General features: G+C 68.0%; 13 protein-coding genes. 10 read left to right on the top strand and 3 right to left on the bottom strand.

Going from position 1 to position 16,822, the window contains the following annotated elements:
- Positions 1-515: 515 nt before the first annotated feature.
- Positions 516-1,706, bottom strand: coding sequence for an ROK family protein (locus ACIBP6_RS03555; protein ID WP_397048345.1), 1,191 nt, complete (start codon positions 1,704-1,706; stop codon positions 516-518).
- Positions 1,707-2,016: 310 nt separating this feature from the next.
- On the opposite strand from ACIBP6_RS03555, the gene ACIBP6_RS03550 reads away from it, so the two are divergent.
- The 7 genes from ACIBP6_RS03550 to ACIBP6_RS03520 all read left to right on the top strand — a co-directional run bounded on the left by ACIBP6_RS03550 (position 2,017) and on the right by ACIBP6_RS03520 (position 12,609).
- Positions 2,017-3,450, top strand: coding sequence for a sugar ABC transporter ATP-binding protein (locus ACIBP6_RS03550; protein WP_397049293.1), 1,434 nt, complete (start codon positions 2,017-2,019; stop codon positions 3,448-3,450).
- Positions 3,447-4,418 carry an ABC transporter permease gene (locus ACIBP6_RS03545; protein ID WP_397048343.1) on the top strand — a complete coding sequence of 324 codons (972 nt, stop codon included), beginning with the start codon at positions 3,447-3,449 and terminating at the stop codon, positions 4,416-4,418. The genes ACIBP6_RS03550 and ACIBP6_RS03545 overlap by 4 nt, the downstream gene beginning before the upstream one ends.
- Positions 4,415-5,365, top strand: coding sequence for an ABC transporter permease (locus ACIBP6_RS03540; protein ID WP_397048341.1), 951 nt, complete (start codon positions 4,415-4,417; stop codon positions 5,363-5,365). The genes ACIBP6_RS03545 and ACIBP6_RS03540 overlap by 4 nt, the downstream gene beginning before the upstream one ends.
- The gene (locus tag ACIBP6_RS03535) at positions 5,352-6,557 is read left to right on the top strand and encodes a substrate-binding domain-containing protein (RefSeq protein WP_397048339.1); all 1,206 of its coding nucleotides are present in this window, start codon (positions 5,352-5,354) and stop codon (positions 6,555-6,557) included. Before ACIBP6_RS03540 ends, ACIBP6_RS03535 begins: the two co-directional genes overlap by 14 nt.
- Before the next feature lie 27 nt (positions 6,558-6,584).
- Complete coding sequence (locus ACIBP6_RS03530) at positions 6,585-7,418, top strand: sugar phosphate isomerase/epimerase family protein (RefSeq protein ID WP_397048338.1); 834 nt, start codon at positions 6,585-6,587, stop codon at positions 7,416-7,418.
- Positions 7,419-7,531: 113 nt separating this feature from the next.
- Positions 7,532-12,106 (top strand): ThuA domain-containing protein, encoded by a 4,575-nt coding sequence (locus ACIBP6_RS03525; protein WP_397048336.1) that lies wholly within the window; start codon positions 7,532-7,534, stop codon positions 12,104-12,106.
- A gap of 281 nt (positions 12,107-12,387) precedes the next feature.
- Positions 12,388-12,609, top strand: a complete 222-nt coding sequence (locus ACIBP6_RS03520) for a hypothetical protein (protein WP_397048334.1) — start codon at positions 12,388-12,390, stop codon at positions 12,607-12,609.
- Positions 12,610-13,143: 534 nt separating this feature from the next.
- Here the strand turns inward: ACIBP6_RS03520 and ACIBP6_RS03515 are convergent.
- Positions 13,144-13,506: a hypothetical protein gene (locus ACIBP6_RS03515; RefSeq protein WP_397048332.1), complete on the bottom strand. Its 363-nt coding sequence runs from the start codon at positions 13,504-13,506 to the stop codon at positions 13,144-13,146.
- Positions 13,507-13,867: 361 nt separating this feature from the next.
- Here ACIBP6_RS03515 and ACIBP6_RS03510 point away from each other — a divergent pair, with 361 nt between their 5' ends.
- The 3 genes from ACIBP6_RS03510 (at position 13,868) to ACIBP6_RS03500 (ending at position 16,350) form a co-directional block, all read left to right on the top strand.
- On the top strand, positions 13,868-14,434 hold the full coding sequence (locus tag ACIBP6_RS03510) for a GrpB family protein (RefSeq protein WP_397048330.1): 567 nt from the start codon (positions 13,868-13,870) through the stop codon (positions 14,432-14,434).
- A 303-nt stretch (positions 14,435-14,737) separates the two neighbouring features.
- Complete coding sequence (locus ACIBP6_RS03505) at positions 14,738-15,280, top strand: SMI1/KNR4 family protein (protein WP_397048328.1); 543 nt, start codon at positions 14,738-14,740, stop codon at positions 15,278-15,280.
- 578 nt (positions 15,281-15,858) lie between these two features.
- The gene (locus ACIBP6_RS03500; protein WP_397048326.1) at positions 15,859-16,350 is read left to right on the top strand and encodes a UTRA domain-containing protein; all 492 of its coding nucleotides are present in this window, start codon (positions 15,859-15,861) and stop codon (positions 16,348-16,350) included.
- 12 nt (positions 16,351-16,362) lie between these two features.
- Here ACIBP6_RS03500 and ACIBP6_RS03495 read toward each other — a convergent pair whose 3' ends face one another.
- A complete protein-coding gene (locus tag ACIBP6_RS03495; protein ID WP_397048324.1) occupies positions 16,363-16,779 on the bottom strand; it encodes a hypothetical protein in 417 nt (138 codons plus the stop codon).
- Between the last annotated feature and the right edge of the window lie 43 nt (positions 16,780-16,822).

The following is a 16,822-nucleotide window of genomic DNA, read 5'->3' as shown; positions in this document are numbered from 1 at the left end:
GCGAATATTCGTGTCAAGGAATACTTTGACCCGCGACCACGAACCGCAATCGTGACCTTGGGGAGCGGAGGGCCGGTCGGGTTGTAGACGCAGGCATCCAGACCGTACTCACCGGTATCTGGATGCCGCGGATGAATCCGATCATGGAGCGATGGGTGCAGTCCTGCCGCCACGAACTCCTGGACCGCTGACCGATCTGGAACGAACGCCACCTGCGGCGCGCCCTACGCCAGTACGAACGGTTCGACAACCGGCATCGAGCCCATCAAGTCTGAACCAAGCCGCCCCGCTGCGTACCGTCCCGGACCCGATCACGGATCCAGAGCGAATGACCGGCCTGAACATACGCCGACGAGACCGGCTTGGCGGCGTCCTTCAGAGTACTTACATGCCGCTTGACCTGCATGGATGGATTTTCCGACAGGCGCCTACTGCACATTACCCAGGTCGAGGACGAGCGCCTTTTGTCGATTGTCAGGCAAAACTAGGACCCTGTCCGTCTTATCCTCCCGCGTTCAGGCCGTCACCGCCTGGTCGACCACATCGGGCGCCAATACATGCTCGATGACCATGACGGCCGCGCCGGTGACGCCGGCGCGGTCGCCGAGTTCGCTGGCCAGGATGCCGAGGTGCTGCGTGGCCAGGGGCAACGACCTGCTGTAGATCACCTCGCGGACCCCCGCGAGCAGATGCTCGCCCGCCTCGGCGATGTCGCCGCCGACGACGATGAGCGAGGGGTTGAAGAAGTTGACCACCCAGGCGAGCACCATGCCGATCTCCCGGCCCGCCTGCCGGACCGCCTGGACTGCCTGGACGTTGCCCGCGCGCACCAGGTCGACGACGTCGCGGCTGACGGAGGCGTCCTCGCCCGCCTCGCGCAGGCGGGCGGCCAGAGCCCCGCCGCCCGCCACGGCTTCGAGGCATCCGATGTTGCCGCACCGGCAGACGACCTCCTCGAACGACGGGACCCGGATGTGCCCGATGTCGCCGGCCGCTCCCTGGGCGCCGCGATGGATGCGGCCTTCGCTGATGATCCCGCAGCCTACGCCGGTGCCGACCTTGACGAAGATCATGTGTTGGACCTGCGATCTCACCGCCCAGTACTCACCCAGCGCCATGATGTTGACGTCGTTGTCGACCAGCACGGGGACGCCGAGCCGGGCGCTCAGCCACTGGGGCACCACGAATCGGTCCCAGCCGGGCATGATCGGCGGGTTGACCGGCGTGCCGGTGCCGTGTTCGACCGGCCCGGGGAGGCCGACGCCGATGCCGCAGACGTCGGCGAGGCTGCGGCCACATTCGCCGAGCAGCTCGCGAAAGGTCTCGATGAGCCAGGTCAGCACGGGCTCCGGGCCCCGGTCAATGGGCATCTCGGCACTGCGTTCGGCGAGCGGGATGGTCGCGAGGTCGGTGACGGCGAGCCGGGCGTGAGTCACGCCGAGGTCCGCAGCGAGCACGACCCGTGCGCTCTGGTTGAAGGTGAACGTGGTCGCGGGACGCCCGCCGGAGTGGATCGCGTCGTCGGTGGGCGCGACCAGGCGCTGGTGCATCAGGGCGTCCAGCCGAAGCGAGAGCGTCGAGCGGGCCCATCCGGTGAGCTGGGCCAGCTCGGCGCGGGTGCGCGGCCGCCCGTCGCGCAGGATCGAGAGCAGGGCCCCTGCTCCGGCGGCCGAGCCGCCGGCGTCGATCAGCGTGCTCTCAGTCAACACCTGCTCCGTTCGTTGAAAACCGGATCTTTCCGGTCACATCATAGTTATGCCGAAGCTACCCGCCAGTTTTGCTTGACCGTCGACATAAGGCGCCTTTAGCATCCGGCAACATGAGGGACATAAGCCAGAAACCGCCCGATGATCGGAGGATGCGCATCGTTGGGACAGGTTTCCTGGGGCGGGTGCAGGTCGGAGCCCCGCAGTCAGCAGGTGCGGCCACTCTCCGATTAGCCGGGTCGCCAGGCGAGAAGACGCAGCAGGGTGGTCTCGCCCGGACGGCGAGCCGGAGGTGGAGCCCGTGCTGAACATGCGCGGCATCGGCAAGAGCTTCCTCGGCGTACGGGTGCTGTCCGGCATCGACCTGGACGTGACCGCCGGCGAGGTGCACGCCGTCGTCGGAGAGAACGGCGCCGGCAAGTCCACCCTCATGAAGATCGTCTGCGGGGTCCACGCTCCGGACGAGGGCACCATCGAGATCGACGGGCGGCCGATCTCCTTCGGCCACCCCCTCGACGCGCAGCGCTCCGGCATCGCGATCATCTACCAGGAGTTCAACCTCCTGCCCGAGCGCACCGTCGCCGAGAACGTCTTCCTTGGACGCGAGCCGGTCCGGCGCGGCCTGGTCGACCGGACGGCGATGGAGCAGGCCACCGAACGGCTCCTCGACGAGCTCGGCGAAGGCTCCTTCGGTCCGCGCGAGGCCGTCAAGAGGCTGTCGGTGGCCCAGCAGCAGGTCGTCGAGATCGTCAAGGCGCTGTCGGTGAACGCCCGGCTCGTCGTCATGGACGAGCCCAGCGCCGCCCTCGCCGAGCACGAGGTCGAGCTCCTCTACCGGCTGATCGGCCGGCTTCGCGAACGCGGCGTCGCGGTGCTCTACATCTCCCACCGGTTACGAGAGGTGTTCGACCTCGCCGACCGGGTCACCGTGCTCAAGGACGGCTCCCGCGTCACCACCCGCCCGATCGGGGAGGTGACCTCCGACGAGCTGATCCGCCTGATGGTCGGCCGCGACCTCGGCACCTACTTCCCGCCCCGCTCCTCGGGCGTCGGCGAGACCCGGCTCAGCCTGCGCGGAGCGGGCAACCACAAGCTCCGTGGCATCGATCTGGAGCTGCGTGCCGGGGAGATCGTCGGCATCGCGGGCCTCCAGGGCTCCGGACGGTCCGAACTGGCCAAAGCCATCTTCGGCGCGGAGCCGTTCACGGAGGGCGAGATGACGCCGTCGCGGCCCCGATCGGTACGCGAAGGCGTGGCCCTGGGAATCGGGCTCGTGACCGAGGACCGCAAGGCCGAAGGGCTCGTCCTGCGCCAGTCGGTGCGGGACAACGCGCTGCTCGTCGCCCGCGCGGTGGGCGGCAAGGACCGCGACGGCGTCCGCGACCTGCTCGAACGCGTACGTCTGTCGCCGCCGCGCCAGGACCAGGAGGTCCGCTACCTGTCCGGCGGGAACCAGCAGAAGGTCGTGCTGGCCAGATGGATGATGATGGCGCCGCGCGTGCTGCTGTTCGACGAACCGACCCGGGGCGTCGACGTGGGGGCCAAGGCCGCCATCCATGATCTGATGCGCGAGCTGGCCGATGACGGCATGGCCATCATGATGATCTCTTCCGAGCTGCCCGAGCTCATCGGCATGAGCGATCGCATCGTGGTCCTGCGCGACGGCCGGATCGCCGGCACGTTGCCCGCCGGCCCCTCGGAGGAGGCCATCATGCGCCTGGCCGCGGCGGAGGTGGTGGCATGAACGGCATCCCGGTGGCGGCGCGACTACGCGAGCCCACCCAGGTGGTGTTCCTCGCGCTGCTCGGTCTGATCGCGCTCGGCTGGGTCCTCGTCGCGCTCGACGGCGGCCAGTTCCTGACCATGGAGAGCATCGTCGGGATCCAGCAGCGTTCCGCCGCCCTCGGCATCGTGGCCGTCGGGCAGACGCTGGCGATCCTGGCCGGGTCGCTCGACCTGTCGGTGGCGTACCTGATCAGCCTGACCTCGCTGGTCGCGGCGGAGATCATGGCGGGCCAGGACGGGAACATCGTCCCCGCGATCGCCGCGGTTCTGGCCGTCAGCGCTCTGGTGGGGCTGGTCAACGGGCTGGTCATCACCCGGCTCCGGGTCCACGCCTTCATCGCCACGCTTGGAGTCGCCCTGATCATCCGGGGCATCCTCGACCACCTGTACGACGGGCCCGCGGGCAAGGTGCCCGAGTCGTTCCAGGTCCTCGGCTACTCCCGGATCGGGCCGGTCCCCGTCTCCGCGCTGCTCTGGGCGGGCGTGGCCGTCGTGGCCTGGTTCCTGCTGAGCAGGACCCGGCTCGGATACCGGATCTACGCGGTCGGCGGGAACGAGGAGGTCGCCCGCCTGTCCGGGATCCGTACCGGGCGGATCGTCGTGCTCACCCATGTGCTGTGCTCCGTCTGCGCCGGCGTCGCGGGCCTGCTGCTGGCGAGCCGGCTCGGCGCCGGAGCGCCCACGGTGGGCACCGACGGCGGTTACGACCTTGAGTCCATCGCCGCGGTCGTGCTCGGCGGGACCGCGCTGGCCGGCGGCAAGGGCGGCGTGGCCGGAACCGTGGGCGGGGTGCTGCTGCTGGCCGTGCTGGACACCATCTTCAACCAGCTGGAGGTCAACTCCTTCGTCAAGGACGTGGTCCGCGGCGTGGTCATCGTCATCGCGGTGGCCGTCTACGCCCGGCGTGCCAAGGGGCGGTCGGCATGAAGCGGGCACTTCCCATCCTGGCGGTCCTCGTGGTGCTGCTGGCCGCGATCGCCTTCGTCAATCCCTTCTTCCTGGAGCCCGCCGGATTCCTGGCCTTCGCCAAGCGGGCCGCGCCGCTGGTGATCCTCGCGGCGGGGCAGTACTTCGTCATCGTCTCCGGCGAGTTCGACCTGTCGGTCGGTTCGCTGGTGACGGCCGAGGTGGTGATCGCCGCCCGCCTCATCGACGGCGAGGAGTCCGCGACCTGGCCGGTCATCGCCCTGCTGATCGTCATCGGGCTGCTCGTCGGGCTGGTCAACGGCGTGGTCACCACCAAGTTGCGGGTCCCGTCGTTCATCGTGACGCTCGGCATGCTGCTCGTCCTGTCCGGAGCGGTGTTCCTGTGGTCGGGCGGCGCGCCGCGCGGTGCGCTGTCGGAGGGGTTCCGCGCCTTCGGCCGTGGCGGGCTCGGGCCGGTGCCGTGGTCGGTGTTGATCCTCCTGGCGGTCGGCGCGGCGGCGATCTGGCTCATGCGCGCCGACTTCGGCAAGACGCTGATGGCCGCCGGCGACAACGAGCGTGCCGCGGCGCTGTCCGGGGTCCGGGTCCACCGGGTCAAGATCTTCGCCTTCATGCTCTCCGGCCTGGCGGCGGCCGTCACGGCGATCCTGCTCGGCGGCTTCGCCGGCGTCTCTGCCCAGGTCGGCCAGGGTCTGGAGTTCTCCGCCATCACCGCGGTCGTCCTCGGCGGCGTGGTGCTCGGGGGCGGACGCGGCTCCGTGCTGGCCGCCATGGCGGGGGCCTTCACGCTGGAGGCGCTGTTCACCCTGCTCAACCTGTACGGCATCTCGGGGGCACTGGAGTTCACCGTGCAGGGCGTCATCATCATCGTCGCGGTCGCGGCGGGAGCCGTCCGACTTCCCTGGAAGTTCACCCCCCGAAAAGGAGACGCACATGCCGCGTCGTAAGGCCACGGTCGCCGTGTTCGCCGCACTCGCCCTCGCGGGCTGCACCACCGACAAGCCGCCCGCCACCCAGAGCAGCGCGCCGGCCGCGAGCACCGACCAGACCGGCCAGGGGTCGGGCACGGGCACGCAGTCGAAGTTCTTCGTGCAGGCCGACTTCGACGCCCAGCTGGCCATGCGGTCGCAGACTCCGCAGGGCCCCGACGGGAAGCCGTGGGAGCAGGCCATCACCCCGCAGATGACCGACACCAAGGCGTTCAAGAAGGACGGGCCGTACCACCTGTGCTTCTCCAACGCCGCGGTCAACAACCCCTGGCGGCAGGTCGGCTGGAAGACCATGCAGGCCGAGGTCGGCCTGCACAAGGAGATCACCGAGTTCACCGCCCTGGACGCCGAGGGCAAGGACGACAAGCAGATCTCCGACATCGCCGAGCTGCAGGCCAAGGGCTGCGACGCGCTGATCGTCTCGCCCAACACGACCGCCACGCTGACGCCGGCCGTGAAAGGCGCCTGCGGGAAGGTGCCGGTCATCGTGTTCGACCGGGGTGTGGAGACCGACTGCCCGGTGACGTTCATCAAGCCCATCGGCGGCTACCTGTACGGCGCCGACGCCGCCGACTTCCTGGTGGAGAAGGTGCCGGACGGCGGCAAGGTCCTGGCGCTGCGCATCAGCCCCGGCGTTGACGTGCTGGAGACCCGCTGGTCGGCGGCCAAGACGGTCTTCGACAAGAGCCGGCTCCAGGTCGTGGGCGTGGAGTTCACCGACGGCGACGCCGCCAAGACCAAGAGCATCGTCAACGACTACATCCAGCGCTACGGCAAGATCGACGGCGTCTGGATGGACTCCGGAGGGACCGCCGTGGCCGCGGTCGAGGCGTTCGAGGACGCCGGCCTGCCGGTACCGCCGGTCACCGGCGAGGACCAGCAGGACTTCCTGCAGAAGTGGAAGGACGCGAAGCTCACCGCCATCGCGCCCACGTACCCGACGTACCAGTGGCGCACCCCGATCATCGCCGCACTGAAGATCCTCAACGGAGAGGAGGTGCCCAAGGTCTGGAACCTGCCCCAGCCCAAGATCACCGAAGAGACCCTGCCCACCTACCTCCAGCCGAACATGCCGCCCCTGCACTACGCCCTGTGCGGCTGCGAGGACCTGCCCGGGTTCCCGGAGAACTGGGGCGGAAAGCAGAGCTGAGCCGAGACGACGACGAAGAGGGACGCCATGTTCTCCATCGGAGTGAACACCTGGGTCTGGGTCTCCCCGCTGACCGACGACGACCTGGCGCGGCTCGCGCCGCGCGTCGCCGGGTGGGGCTTCGACGTCATCGAACTGCCCGTCGAGTGGCCTGGCGACTGGAACCCGGACAAGGCCGCGGCGGTGCTGGCCGAGCACGGGCTGGCCGCGTCGGTGGTGCTGGTCATGCCGCCGGGGCGGGAGATCGTGGCCGCGTCCCCGGAGGCGGTCCGTGACACCCAGGACTACCTGCGGCACTGCGTCGACGTGGCGGTGGCCGTCGGCTCCCCGGTGATCGGGGGGCCGGCGTACGCCTCGGTCGGGCGTACGTGGCGGCTCTCGCCGGACGAGCGCCGCAGCGCGTACGCCGAGCTGCGCGAGAATCTGCGGCCCGTCCTGGACCACGCCTGCGAGCGCGGGATCAAGCTCGCGGTCGAGCCGCTCAACCGGTACGAGACCAGTCTGCTCAACACCGTCGAGCAGGCGCTCGACGCGCTGCCGGAGGACTGCTACCTGGCACTGGACGTCTACCACATGAACATCGAGGAGAAGGACCCCGCCCAGGCGGTACGGGCCGCGGCGGGCCGGATCGGGCACGTGCAGGTGTGCGGCACCGATCGCGGCACGCCGGGGGCAGACCACTTCGACTGGCCCGGCTTCACCCACGCCCTGCGGGACGCCGGCTACACCGGCCCGCTCGTCATCGAGTCGTTCACCGCTCACAACCAGACCATCGCCACCGCGGCCTCCATCTGGCGGCCGCTCGCGGAAAGCCAGGACACGCTGGCCGTGGACGGCCTCGCCTACCTGCGCACACTCTGACGCCCGCCGGCGCGCCCCCCGCCGGGGCGCTTCCGGTCACCCCCTTCTCCCCACCCCGGAGATTCGCCATGCGACGATTTCTCGCTGCCCTCTTACTCCCAGCCTTGTTACTGGTGCTGTCGCCGGCTCCCGCCCAGGCGACCGGTGCCCTTCACGGGTTCCGCGCCCTGCTGTTCACCAAAGCGGTCGGGTACGTGCACGGCTCCATCCCGGCCGGCATCCAGATGGTGAACGACCTGGCCGCGGCCCATGCCTTCGAAGTGGTGCAGAGCGCCGACTCCTCCGTGTTCAACGACACCGACCTGGCCGGGTTCGACGTCCTGATCATGCTGCAGAACTCCGGCATGGTCTGGGAGAACGACGCCCAGCGTCAGGCGCTGCAGAAGTTCGTCCGATCGGGCAAGGGCGTCGTGGCGATCCACAACGCGCTCGACATGGGCGTCGAGAACGAGTTCCCCTGGTGGGACGATCTGATCAACGGCGGCGCCCACATGCCGGCGCACTCGCCGGGCGTCCTCCAGGGCCTCGCCAAGGTCGTCGACCGGGTGCACCCCTCCACGAAGAACCTCCCGCAGCGGTGGCAGCGCCCGGAGGAGTGGTACAACTTCTCGCCGAACCCGCGTGGCAACGTGCACGTCCTGGTCGCCGCGGACGAGACGACCTACGACCCCGGCTCCTCGGCCATGGGGGCGGACCACCCGATCTCCTGGTGCCGCCAGGCCGAGAGCGCCCGGGTGTGGGCCACCGCCATGGGACACGACGCGGGCGCGTACGCCGAGCCCGAGTTCCGCGAGCACGTACTCGGCGGCATCGAGTGGGCGGCGGGCGCCCAGCCGGGCGACTGCGGCGGCACTGTATGGAGCAGCTTCGAGAAGGTCACCCTCGACGACAACACCAGCAACCCGATGGAGCTGGACGTCGCCCCCGACGGTCGCGTGTTCTACGTCCAGCGCCAGGGCGAGGTGAAGATCTACAAGCCCGACACCCACCTGACCGTCACCGCCGCCACCCTCAACGTCTACACCGGCGGCGAGGACGGCCTGGTCGGCATGGAACTGGACCCGAACTTCGCCCAGAACGGGTGGATCTATGTGTACTGGTCACCGGCTGACAGCGCCGAGGACGTCAACAGGCTGTCCCGGTTCACCGTGCAGGGCGACACCATCGACCTGAGCACCGAAAAGAAGATCATCGAGGTCCCGGCCTATCGTGCCCGGACCTTCCCCGAGCCCGGCCACACCGGCGGCGCGGTCGAGTTCGGCCCCGACGGCAGCCTCTACCTGAGCGTCGGCGACGACACGCCGCCGAACCTGTCGCCCGACTGGCAGGGGTACGCGCCGCTCGACTGGCGTCCCGGCCAGCAGATGCTGGACGCCGCCCGTACCGCGGGCAACACCGACGACCTGCGCGGCAAGATCCTGCGGATCAAGCCGAAGGCCGACGGCGGCTACGACATCCCCGAGGGCAACCTGTTCCCGCCGGGCACCGCCAAGACCCGCCCCGAGATCTACGCCATGGGCTTCCGCAACCCGTTCCGGTTCACCGTCGACGCCAAGACCGGGTCCCTGCACGTGTCCGACTACGGCCCGGACCGGGGCGGCGCCACCACCGACCGGGGACCCGAGGGCCTGGTGGAGTACAACGTCATCAAGAAGGCGGGCAACTTCGGCTGGCCGTTCTGCCACGGTGACAACCAGCCGTACGCGCCGTACAACCCGGACACCAAGGAGATCGGCGCCAAGTTCAACTGCGCCGCCCCCGTCAACGAGTCGCCGAACAACACCGGCCTGACCGAGCTGCCGCCGATCGAGAAGCCGGTCATGTGGTACGGCTACGACACCTCTCCGGCCTTTCCCGAGCTCGGCTCAGGCGGCGCGGCGCCGATGAGCGGCCCGGTCTACCGGTACCAGGCCGACAACCCGTCGGAGACCAAGTTCCCGGCCTACTTCGACGGCGTGAACCTCTTCTACGAGTGGTCGCGCCACTACGTCAAGGAGATCCACCTCGACGCCGACGACAATGTCTTCAAGATCAACAGCTTCCTGGGGAACACGCCCTTCCTCAAGCCGATGGACATGACCTTCGGCCCCGACGGCTCGCTGTACCTGCTGGAGTGGGGCACCGACTTCGGCGGCGGCAACAACGACTCCGGCCTCTACCGGATCGACTACGCGGCCGGCGCCCGCTCGCCGGTGGCGAAGGCCACCTCCTCGCGGACCGACGGCCCGACCCCCCTGAGCGTCGAGTTCGACGCCTCCGGCAGCTACGACCCCGACGGCGACGCCCTCACCTACGCCTGGGACTTCGACGGCGACGGCACCGTCGACTCCACCGAGGTCAAGGCGAGCCACGTGTACCAGACCGCGGGCGAGTTCACCGCCCAGCTCAAGGTGAGCGACAGCAGCGGCAAGGAGGGCTTCGCCAACATCGACATCATCGCCGGCAACACCCGGCCCACGGTGACCATCGAGACCCCGCTGAACGGCTCGCCGATCCAGTTCGGCCAGGACGTGCCGTACAAGATCAAGGTCACCGACCCCGAGGACGGCGAGATCGACTGCTCCAAGGTGTTCGTCAACCCGGCGCTCGGCCATGACGACCACGAGCACGAGACCGTGGAGATCCCTGGCTGCGAGGGCGTCGTCAACACCGGCAACCTCGGCGGGCATCCCGACGGCGCCAACCTGTTCTACGTGCTCAACGCGCGCTACACCGACGGTTCGCAGGACATGCCGCTCACCGGTCACGCCAAGGCGATCCTGCAGCCGATGCGCAAGCAGGCCGAGTTCTTCAACGCCCAGTCGGGCGTGCGGGTCATCGAGGAGCAGGGCGCCGAGAGCGGCAAGCGCATCGGCGACATCAGCAACAACGACTGGATCTCGTTCACCCCGATGAACCTGCACGCCGTCAAGGGCGTGAACTACCGGCTGTCCAGCCCCACCGGCGGCGGGGCGATCGAACTGCACGCCGAGTCCCCCACCGGCCGGCTCCTGGCCAGGACCACGGTCCCCGGTACCGGAGGCTGGAACAACTACCAGCAGACCCAGACCGTCCCGGTGGCGGCGGACGCGACGACCTCGACGCTCTACGTGGTGTTCAAAAACTCCGCCGCCAACGCCTTCGACCTGGACGCCGTCCAGTTCGTGGGCGAGGCTCCGCCTCCCGTGATCGAGCCGGGCGTCTACACGGTCACCGCCCAGCACAGCGGCAAGAACGTGACCACGCAGGACGCCTCGACCGCCGACGACGCCCCGCTCGTCCAGTCGGGCGCCACCAGCGATCCGATCCAGCAGTGGGAGGTGATGCCCGCGCCCGGCGGCTACCAGCTCAAGAACGCCGGCAGCGGCAAGTGCGCGGACGTCCCGGGCGGCACCACCACACCCGGTACCCAGCTCGTCCAGTGGACCTGCCACGCGAGCGGCACCGGTGACGCGCCCAACCAGTACTTCACCCTGGTCCCGGCCGGCGGTGACGGCCTCTTCCAGATCGTCTCGGCCAAGACCGGGCTGTGCGTCGACGTCTTCGGCGTCTCCCAGGACGACGGCGCCGCGGTGATCCAGTGGAACTGCACGCTCGCCCCCAACCAGACCTTCCGCTTCACCAAGGCCGGTGGTGAGGCCGCCGACAAGACCGCGCCGACCACGACGGCGAAGCCGAACCCGGCCGAGCCGAACGGCAAGGAGGGCTGGTACGGCACCGCTCCGGTCGAGATCACCCTGACCGCGGCCGATGAGGAGGGCGGCTCCGGCGTGGCCGCCAGCGAGTACCGGATCGACGGCGGCGCCTGGACCGCCTACAGCACGCCGTTCACCGTGAGCGGCGACGGGACGCGCACCCTGGAGTACCGTTCGCGGGATGGCGCGGGCAACGTCGAGCAGGCCCGCTCGCTCACCCTCAAGATCGACGCGACCGCCCCGCAGACCACCGCGTCGTTCGCCCCACCCAACGAGAAGGGATGGAGCAAGGACTCGGTCCCGGTCGAGCTGGCCGCGCAGGACGCCCACTCCGGCGTCAAGCGCATCGAGTACGCGCTCGACGGCGGCGCCTGGACTCCCTACGCGGGAACGCCCGTGGTGGTCGACGGCGACGGCGAGCACGAGCTGCGCTACCGCACGGCCGACGCGGCAGGCAACGTCGAGGAGGAGAAGGCCGCGGTGTTGAAGATCGACGGCACCAAGCCAACCCTGTTGGTGTCCGGCGTGGCCGACGGCGAGACGTACGGCGACCACCAAGACGTGGCGATCACCTGGGAGGCCGTGGACGCCACCTCGGGCGTCCGCAGCACGACCGGCACCCTCGACAACGCCCCGTACACATCGGGTTCGGTGCTGCCGCTGTTCACCCAGACGCTGGGCACGCACACGGTCGCGGTCACGTCCACGGACAACGCCGGCAACGCGGTGACCACGTCGGTACGGTTCGGCGTCACCACGTCGCTGCAGGACATGCAGAACCTGCTCGACAGGTTCCGTGCCGGCGGCTGGCTGTCGCAGGGCGCGCACGGCAAGCTGACGAAGAGGCTCACCCAGGCCCGCAAGGCCGAGGCGTCCGGCAAGGACGACCAGGCGGTGCGGTTCCTCGATGAGTTCAAGGAACGCGTCGCGGACGCGACGCTCGTCCCCCGCGCCGACGTTCGTCAGGTGCTCACCCGCGACGCCGACAAGGTGATCTCGGTCATCCGTGGCTGAGAGAGCTGAACACCTCCCGGGCCGCCGTCTCGCCACACGCGGGGCGGCGGCACGGGCCTGCCTTCACCGAGAGACCGAACGCCGGCCACGTTGCCGGCCTGGCGTCGCAAACTCGCGGCGAAGAAGTGGGACTACAGCAAACGTCGCAGTCCCGGACGGCCACCCACCGCCGCTGCGGTCAAGGCCCTCACCCTGCGCATGGCCGCGGAGAACCCTCGCTGGGTCACCGGCGTATCCACGGTGAACTGCCCCGCCGCGGCCACAAGATCTCGGCTTCTACTGTGTGGAACATCCTGAACCGGGCCGGGATCGACCCCGCTCCGCGCCGCAGCGGGCCGACGTGGAAGGAGTTCCTGACAGCCCAGGCCGAGCACATCGTCGCCGTCGACTTCCCGCACGTGGACACCGTCAACCTCACACGCCTGTATGCCCTGATCATGCTCGAACACGGCAGCCGCCGCGCCCACCTGCTCGGCGTTACCGCCAACCCCACCGGCCCATGAACTTCCTGATGAACACTGACATCGACACGACAAAGCTGAAGGCCCGTTCACCGATGCCTTCGACGCGGTCTTCGTCAACGCCGGCCTACGGGTCATCAAGAGCCCACCGCAGGCTGCGAAGGCGAACGCTCACCGCTACCTGGCGCACTACAACACGGCCCGACCTCACCGCGGCATCGGGCGGTGGTCCCATCGCAAGCCGAAACAAGCCCGCCAACCCCGATTGACCTGGCCGACCACCGAGTCCACCGCAGAGCCATCCTCGGCGGCCTCATCAACAAGCACCGGATCGCCAGCTGATCAGATGGCCAGCTGACACCACCCGAGAACCGGCAGGTCAGACACCGCATCCCATCGATGAGCCCCACAGCATAACCGCAGGTCAGGCCATGATCAAAGCGCACCCTGCAGGATTCGAACCTGCGACCGTCGGATTGTGGAACGCCTTCTGTACGGCGCATGCGGTCGCGGCCTGGGGTTTTGTTACTCGCCAGCCATGACAGGCGGAGCCCATTCCGTGCATGTTCCGGATCTTCAGTCGTTGGTCACCGAGAACAGCAGCCACTCGACGCCGGGCACCACGAAGCGAGCATGGGCCGTCTTGGCCGCGATTCCTTCGAACTCAAGACGATCATCTTGCATCTGGCATCCAACGGACCACGGGCCACCGAGCCGCCGAACGGCGAGGAGTGTACGGAACACGGCATCCTGCGGCTCCCGAGCGCCGAGAGGAGAGGTCAACCGCACTTCGGCCAGTTCGGGGATCTTCCAGTAACGCTCGTAGGACAGGAGCGTGAAGGTGTCCCCCAGAACCCGGCCCATCCTGTTGATCACTCGCTCGGCTCCTACCTGCTTGTTGACGCGCAGGTAGCCTCTCCAGTGGATCAACTCGAACATGGCGTCATCGTGGCACGTCCTGAGCAAATGTGGATACCTGGATCGAGCGCAAGATAGGCGCGTGAGGCCGTCAGACGATCCCGAGGGCGGCGCTGTCTACGGAGACGTAACCCTTGGAGTGACGGGCATCCGACTATCAACGGTTTTACAGCTCGTGCCCGATCGGACTGTGGGCCGGCCTCCCACCTGCGGCGCGACCACATCAGGGGAGCAGGGGAGTCATGATCATTGCACGCATATTGCACGCCATGGCGGACGTTGCCATGGATCCAGCCAACGCGCAATCTGCTCTCACTGGCCGACCACCCCGGCCGGAAGAAACGCAACCGGGCAACGCCACCTCGATGAGATGATGCCCATCATGGTGGCAGACATCGAGTTGATCGGCGGACAGGAGAAGCGCGACATCAGAGTCGTCCCGTACGACAAGGCGTGGCCAAGGCGCTTCGCACACGAGCGAGACCGCATCAGCGCCGCTCTGGGACCGCTGGCCTGCCGTGTCGACCACATCGGCTCAACCGCGGTTCCCGGCCTGGCAGCCAAACCGATCATCGACATCGACCTGAGCGTGCCCAACGCCGACGATGAGGACACTTACCTTCCACAACTCATCGCCGCCGGCTACCACCTGCGCATCCGCCAGCCCGGCCACCGCATGGTGCGCACCCAGGACCTCGACGTCCACGTCCACATCTGTACCGCTGGCAGCGATTGGGAACGCCGCCATCTCCTCTTTCGTGACTGGCTGCGCCACGACGCCGACGACCGCGAACTCTACAGGAAGCTGAAACAGCAGCTCGCCAGTCAAGACTGGCCGGACATGAACGCCTACGCGGCAACCAAGAGCCCACTCATCGCCGAAATCACGGAACGCGCTGAAGCCTGGGCCCACTCCACCCAGTGGGATTTTAACCGGCCAAGGGCTTAAGACCTGGCCTGGAAAGAGGCGGTTGGCCTGGTAGGGGCCCCCACGATTCGACTACCGAACCTACGGATTAAAAGATCCAGTTCGAGCCGTTCCAGATCGTTCGATGCAGGCCAGTGGCCGTGTGCGGTCTTCCCTTAACGATCCTGGACGACATGGAACTGCAACGGAAACTGCAACTGGCGACGCCCTACCCTTCACGCCGCCCTGATTTTCATCTACTACACATCGAGCATTGCCCAGCTGGTGTTGCGGCGCCCTACGCCTCACGCAAAAGGTCAGTCGTGGCGGATACCGTCACCCTCCATGAGTACCGCGTACGCATGGTCGAATCTCTTACCGGAGGATGAGCCGGTGGCCGAAGGCCCCGACCGTCCGCCGTTGCCGCCGGGTCACGGTCTCCACCCTCCGGCTAGTGAATTTGCAGTCAGTCAGCTCGAAGAGCGGTTGGGTGTGAGCCTGCCGCCGAGCTATCGGCAGTTGCTCCTGTTCTCCAACGGCTGGGGCGTCGAGGAGTACTCCCTGGCGCCAGTCGCGGAAGTCGGCTGGCTCCGTGACGTCTGGCCCTCAGCGGTCGAAGCCCGGACCTCGCCCATGGATGAAGAGCGCCCGAGCGTGCCCGATGACCTCTACTTCGTCTACGGAAAGGAGCAGAGCAGCCACGACATCAGAAGCGAATATATGCCTGACACCCTTCTGGTCGGGCTGTGGGACGGACTCCTTCTTCTCAACCCCCACGTTATGACCTCTGATGGCAAGTGGGAGGCCTGGCTTCTCGCGGGCTGGCTGGCCGGCGCTAATCGTCACAGGTCCTTCAGGGACCTGATGAAAGACCGTTGTACCCCTTGAGCCCTCCGGCGGCAGGGAAGGATGGCATCCATCCCCACCCGGCTGCACCTCTCCACACGCGCTGATGTAAACCCGGCGAGCGCGGCACCCAGAGGCGCTTCGGCGGAGTTTGGCATCCGAGAGCAACCACGTTGCTCGGTGCGCCAGGGTTAGGCACGAACCCTGGATCGTCGATCGCCCCCGACCACGTATGACGACCGGCCATGCAGTGGCGATCGTAGGGCTGCATCTGTGCGGCGGCGCGGCAACCCCGGTCGGCGCGTTCGGTTGGTAGGGCGGGGCCGGCGTGCGGTGCCCGACCCGGTGTCCCGCCGCCGTCCGAGACCGGCCCCCAGGCCGCACGCCCGGACGGCGGGCGGGCGGAGGGCCGGTGCTACGGCGGCGCGCCGCGCCGCCGTGCGTGACTTCCGCCAGAGCCAACCGGTATGGCTCGCGTGGCCATGTGACCTCTCCGGCTTCCCAGCGGCGTATCCGTTCCTCGTCGCAGCTCAGGCGGTACTTGATCCCGCTCTTGGTGAGGTTGACGGTCCCAGCAGGGCAAGGGCCGGTTCGTGCGCGGTCGTCCTGCGACGGCGTCGGTGGAGTCCAACCGGCGTGGGCAGGCGTACCTGACCAACCCTGAAATCGACTCCCCCGGCGAGTTGGTAGAGGCGGGCGCGGTCGCGCTGCCCAACCGTGTGGCCACATTGCTGGACGCACAGCCTAAGAGCAGAGCGTTCCTGCGCCGACACATCGTCATCCGCGATGGCGAGCCAACCGAGTTGGTGTCGCTGTGGCTGCCCTTGGAACTGTCGGAAGGCACTGATCTCACCAGCGGCGAGCCGCTGCCACAAGGCATCCGTGAACATTTGCAGGCGCGCAAGAGCGTGCGCTTCGATCACATCGTGGAGCAGATCACCGCGCGCATGCCCACCGCTGGCGAGGCGAAGCAGCTCGGCATGCCGAAGAACGTCCCGCTCCTGGCGGTGTTCGGGGCCGTCCGGAATGCCTCCGGCCGGCCTCTGGTGGTGGTGGAGGCGCTGCTTCCAGCCGATCGTCACGAGCTGGAGGACGCCTACCCCGTTACGTGACCGTGCGGGCGTCTATGTGCAGCTCAAGTTCCAGTCGCTGGGGGTGATGTCACTGAACTCCACAGTGACCTCTCTACTGTTCCTGTTGTCCTCGCTGAAGCGCAGAGAGGCCCGTACCCGATCTTTGTTGTCGGGGCCTGCGATGGCGGCCCTGCCGTAATGGGCATGGATGTCCTTCTGCGACAAGACGGTCTCAAGCTCCAGCCGGACGCTGTACTCGCAGTAGTCTCCGCTTCCGCCGGAGTTCTTGCCGAAGGTGGCGCTGTCGCCCTTGATGCGGGTCTCCGGTGGTAGCGGAAAGGCCAGCACTCGCTCATGGAAGTCATCGAGACGGGCATTGTCCCGCCACATCGGGATCATGATCAGCAAGGCAAGGCCGACGAGCGGGACAACCACAACAGTGGCTAAGCAACCCACAAGGGTCCGCATGAGATCCTCCCGACACTCCCCCGTCACATTTACGGATGACTGT

The organism is Nonomuraea terrae, assembly GCF_044465245.1.
GTDB classification, from domain to species: domain Bacteria; phylum Actinomycetota; class Actinomycetes; order Streptosporangiales; family Streptosporangiaceae; genus Nonomuraea; species Nonomuraea terrae.
The sequence above is the reverse complement of the archived record's forward strand: the minus strand, read 5'-3'. Positions and strand labels throughout refer to the sequence as shown.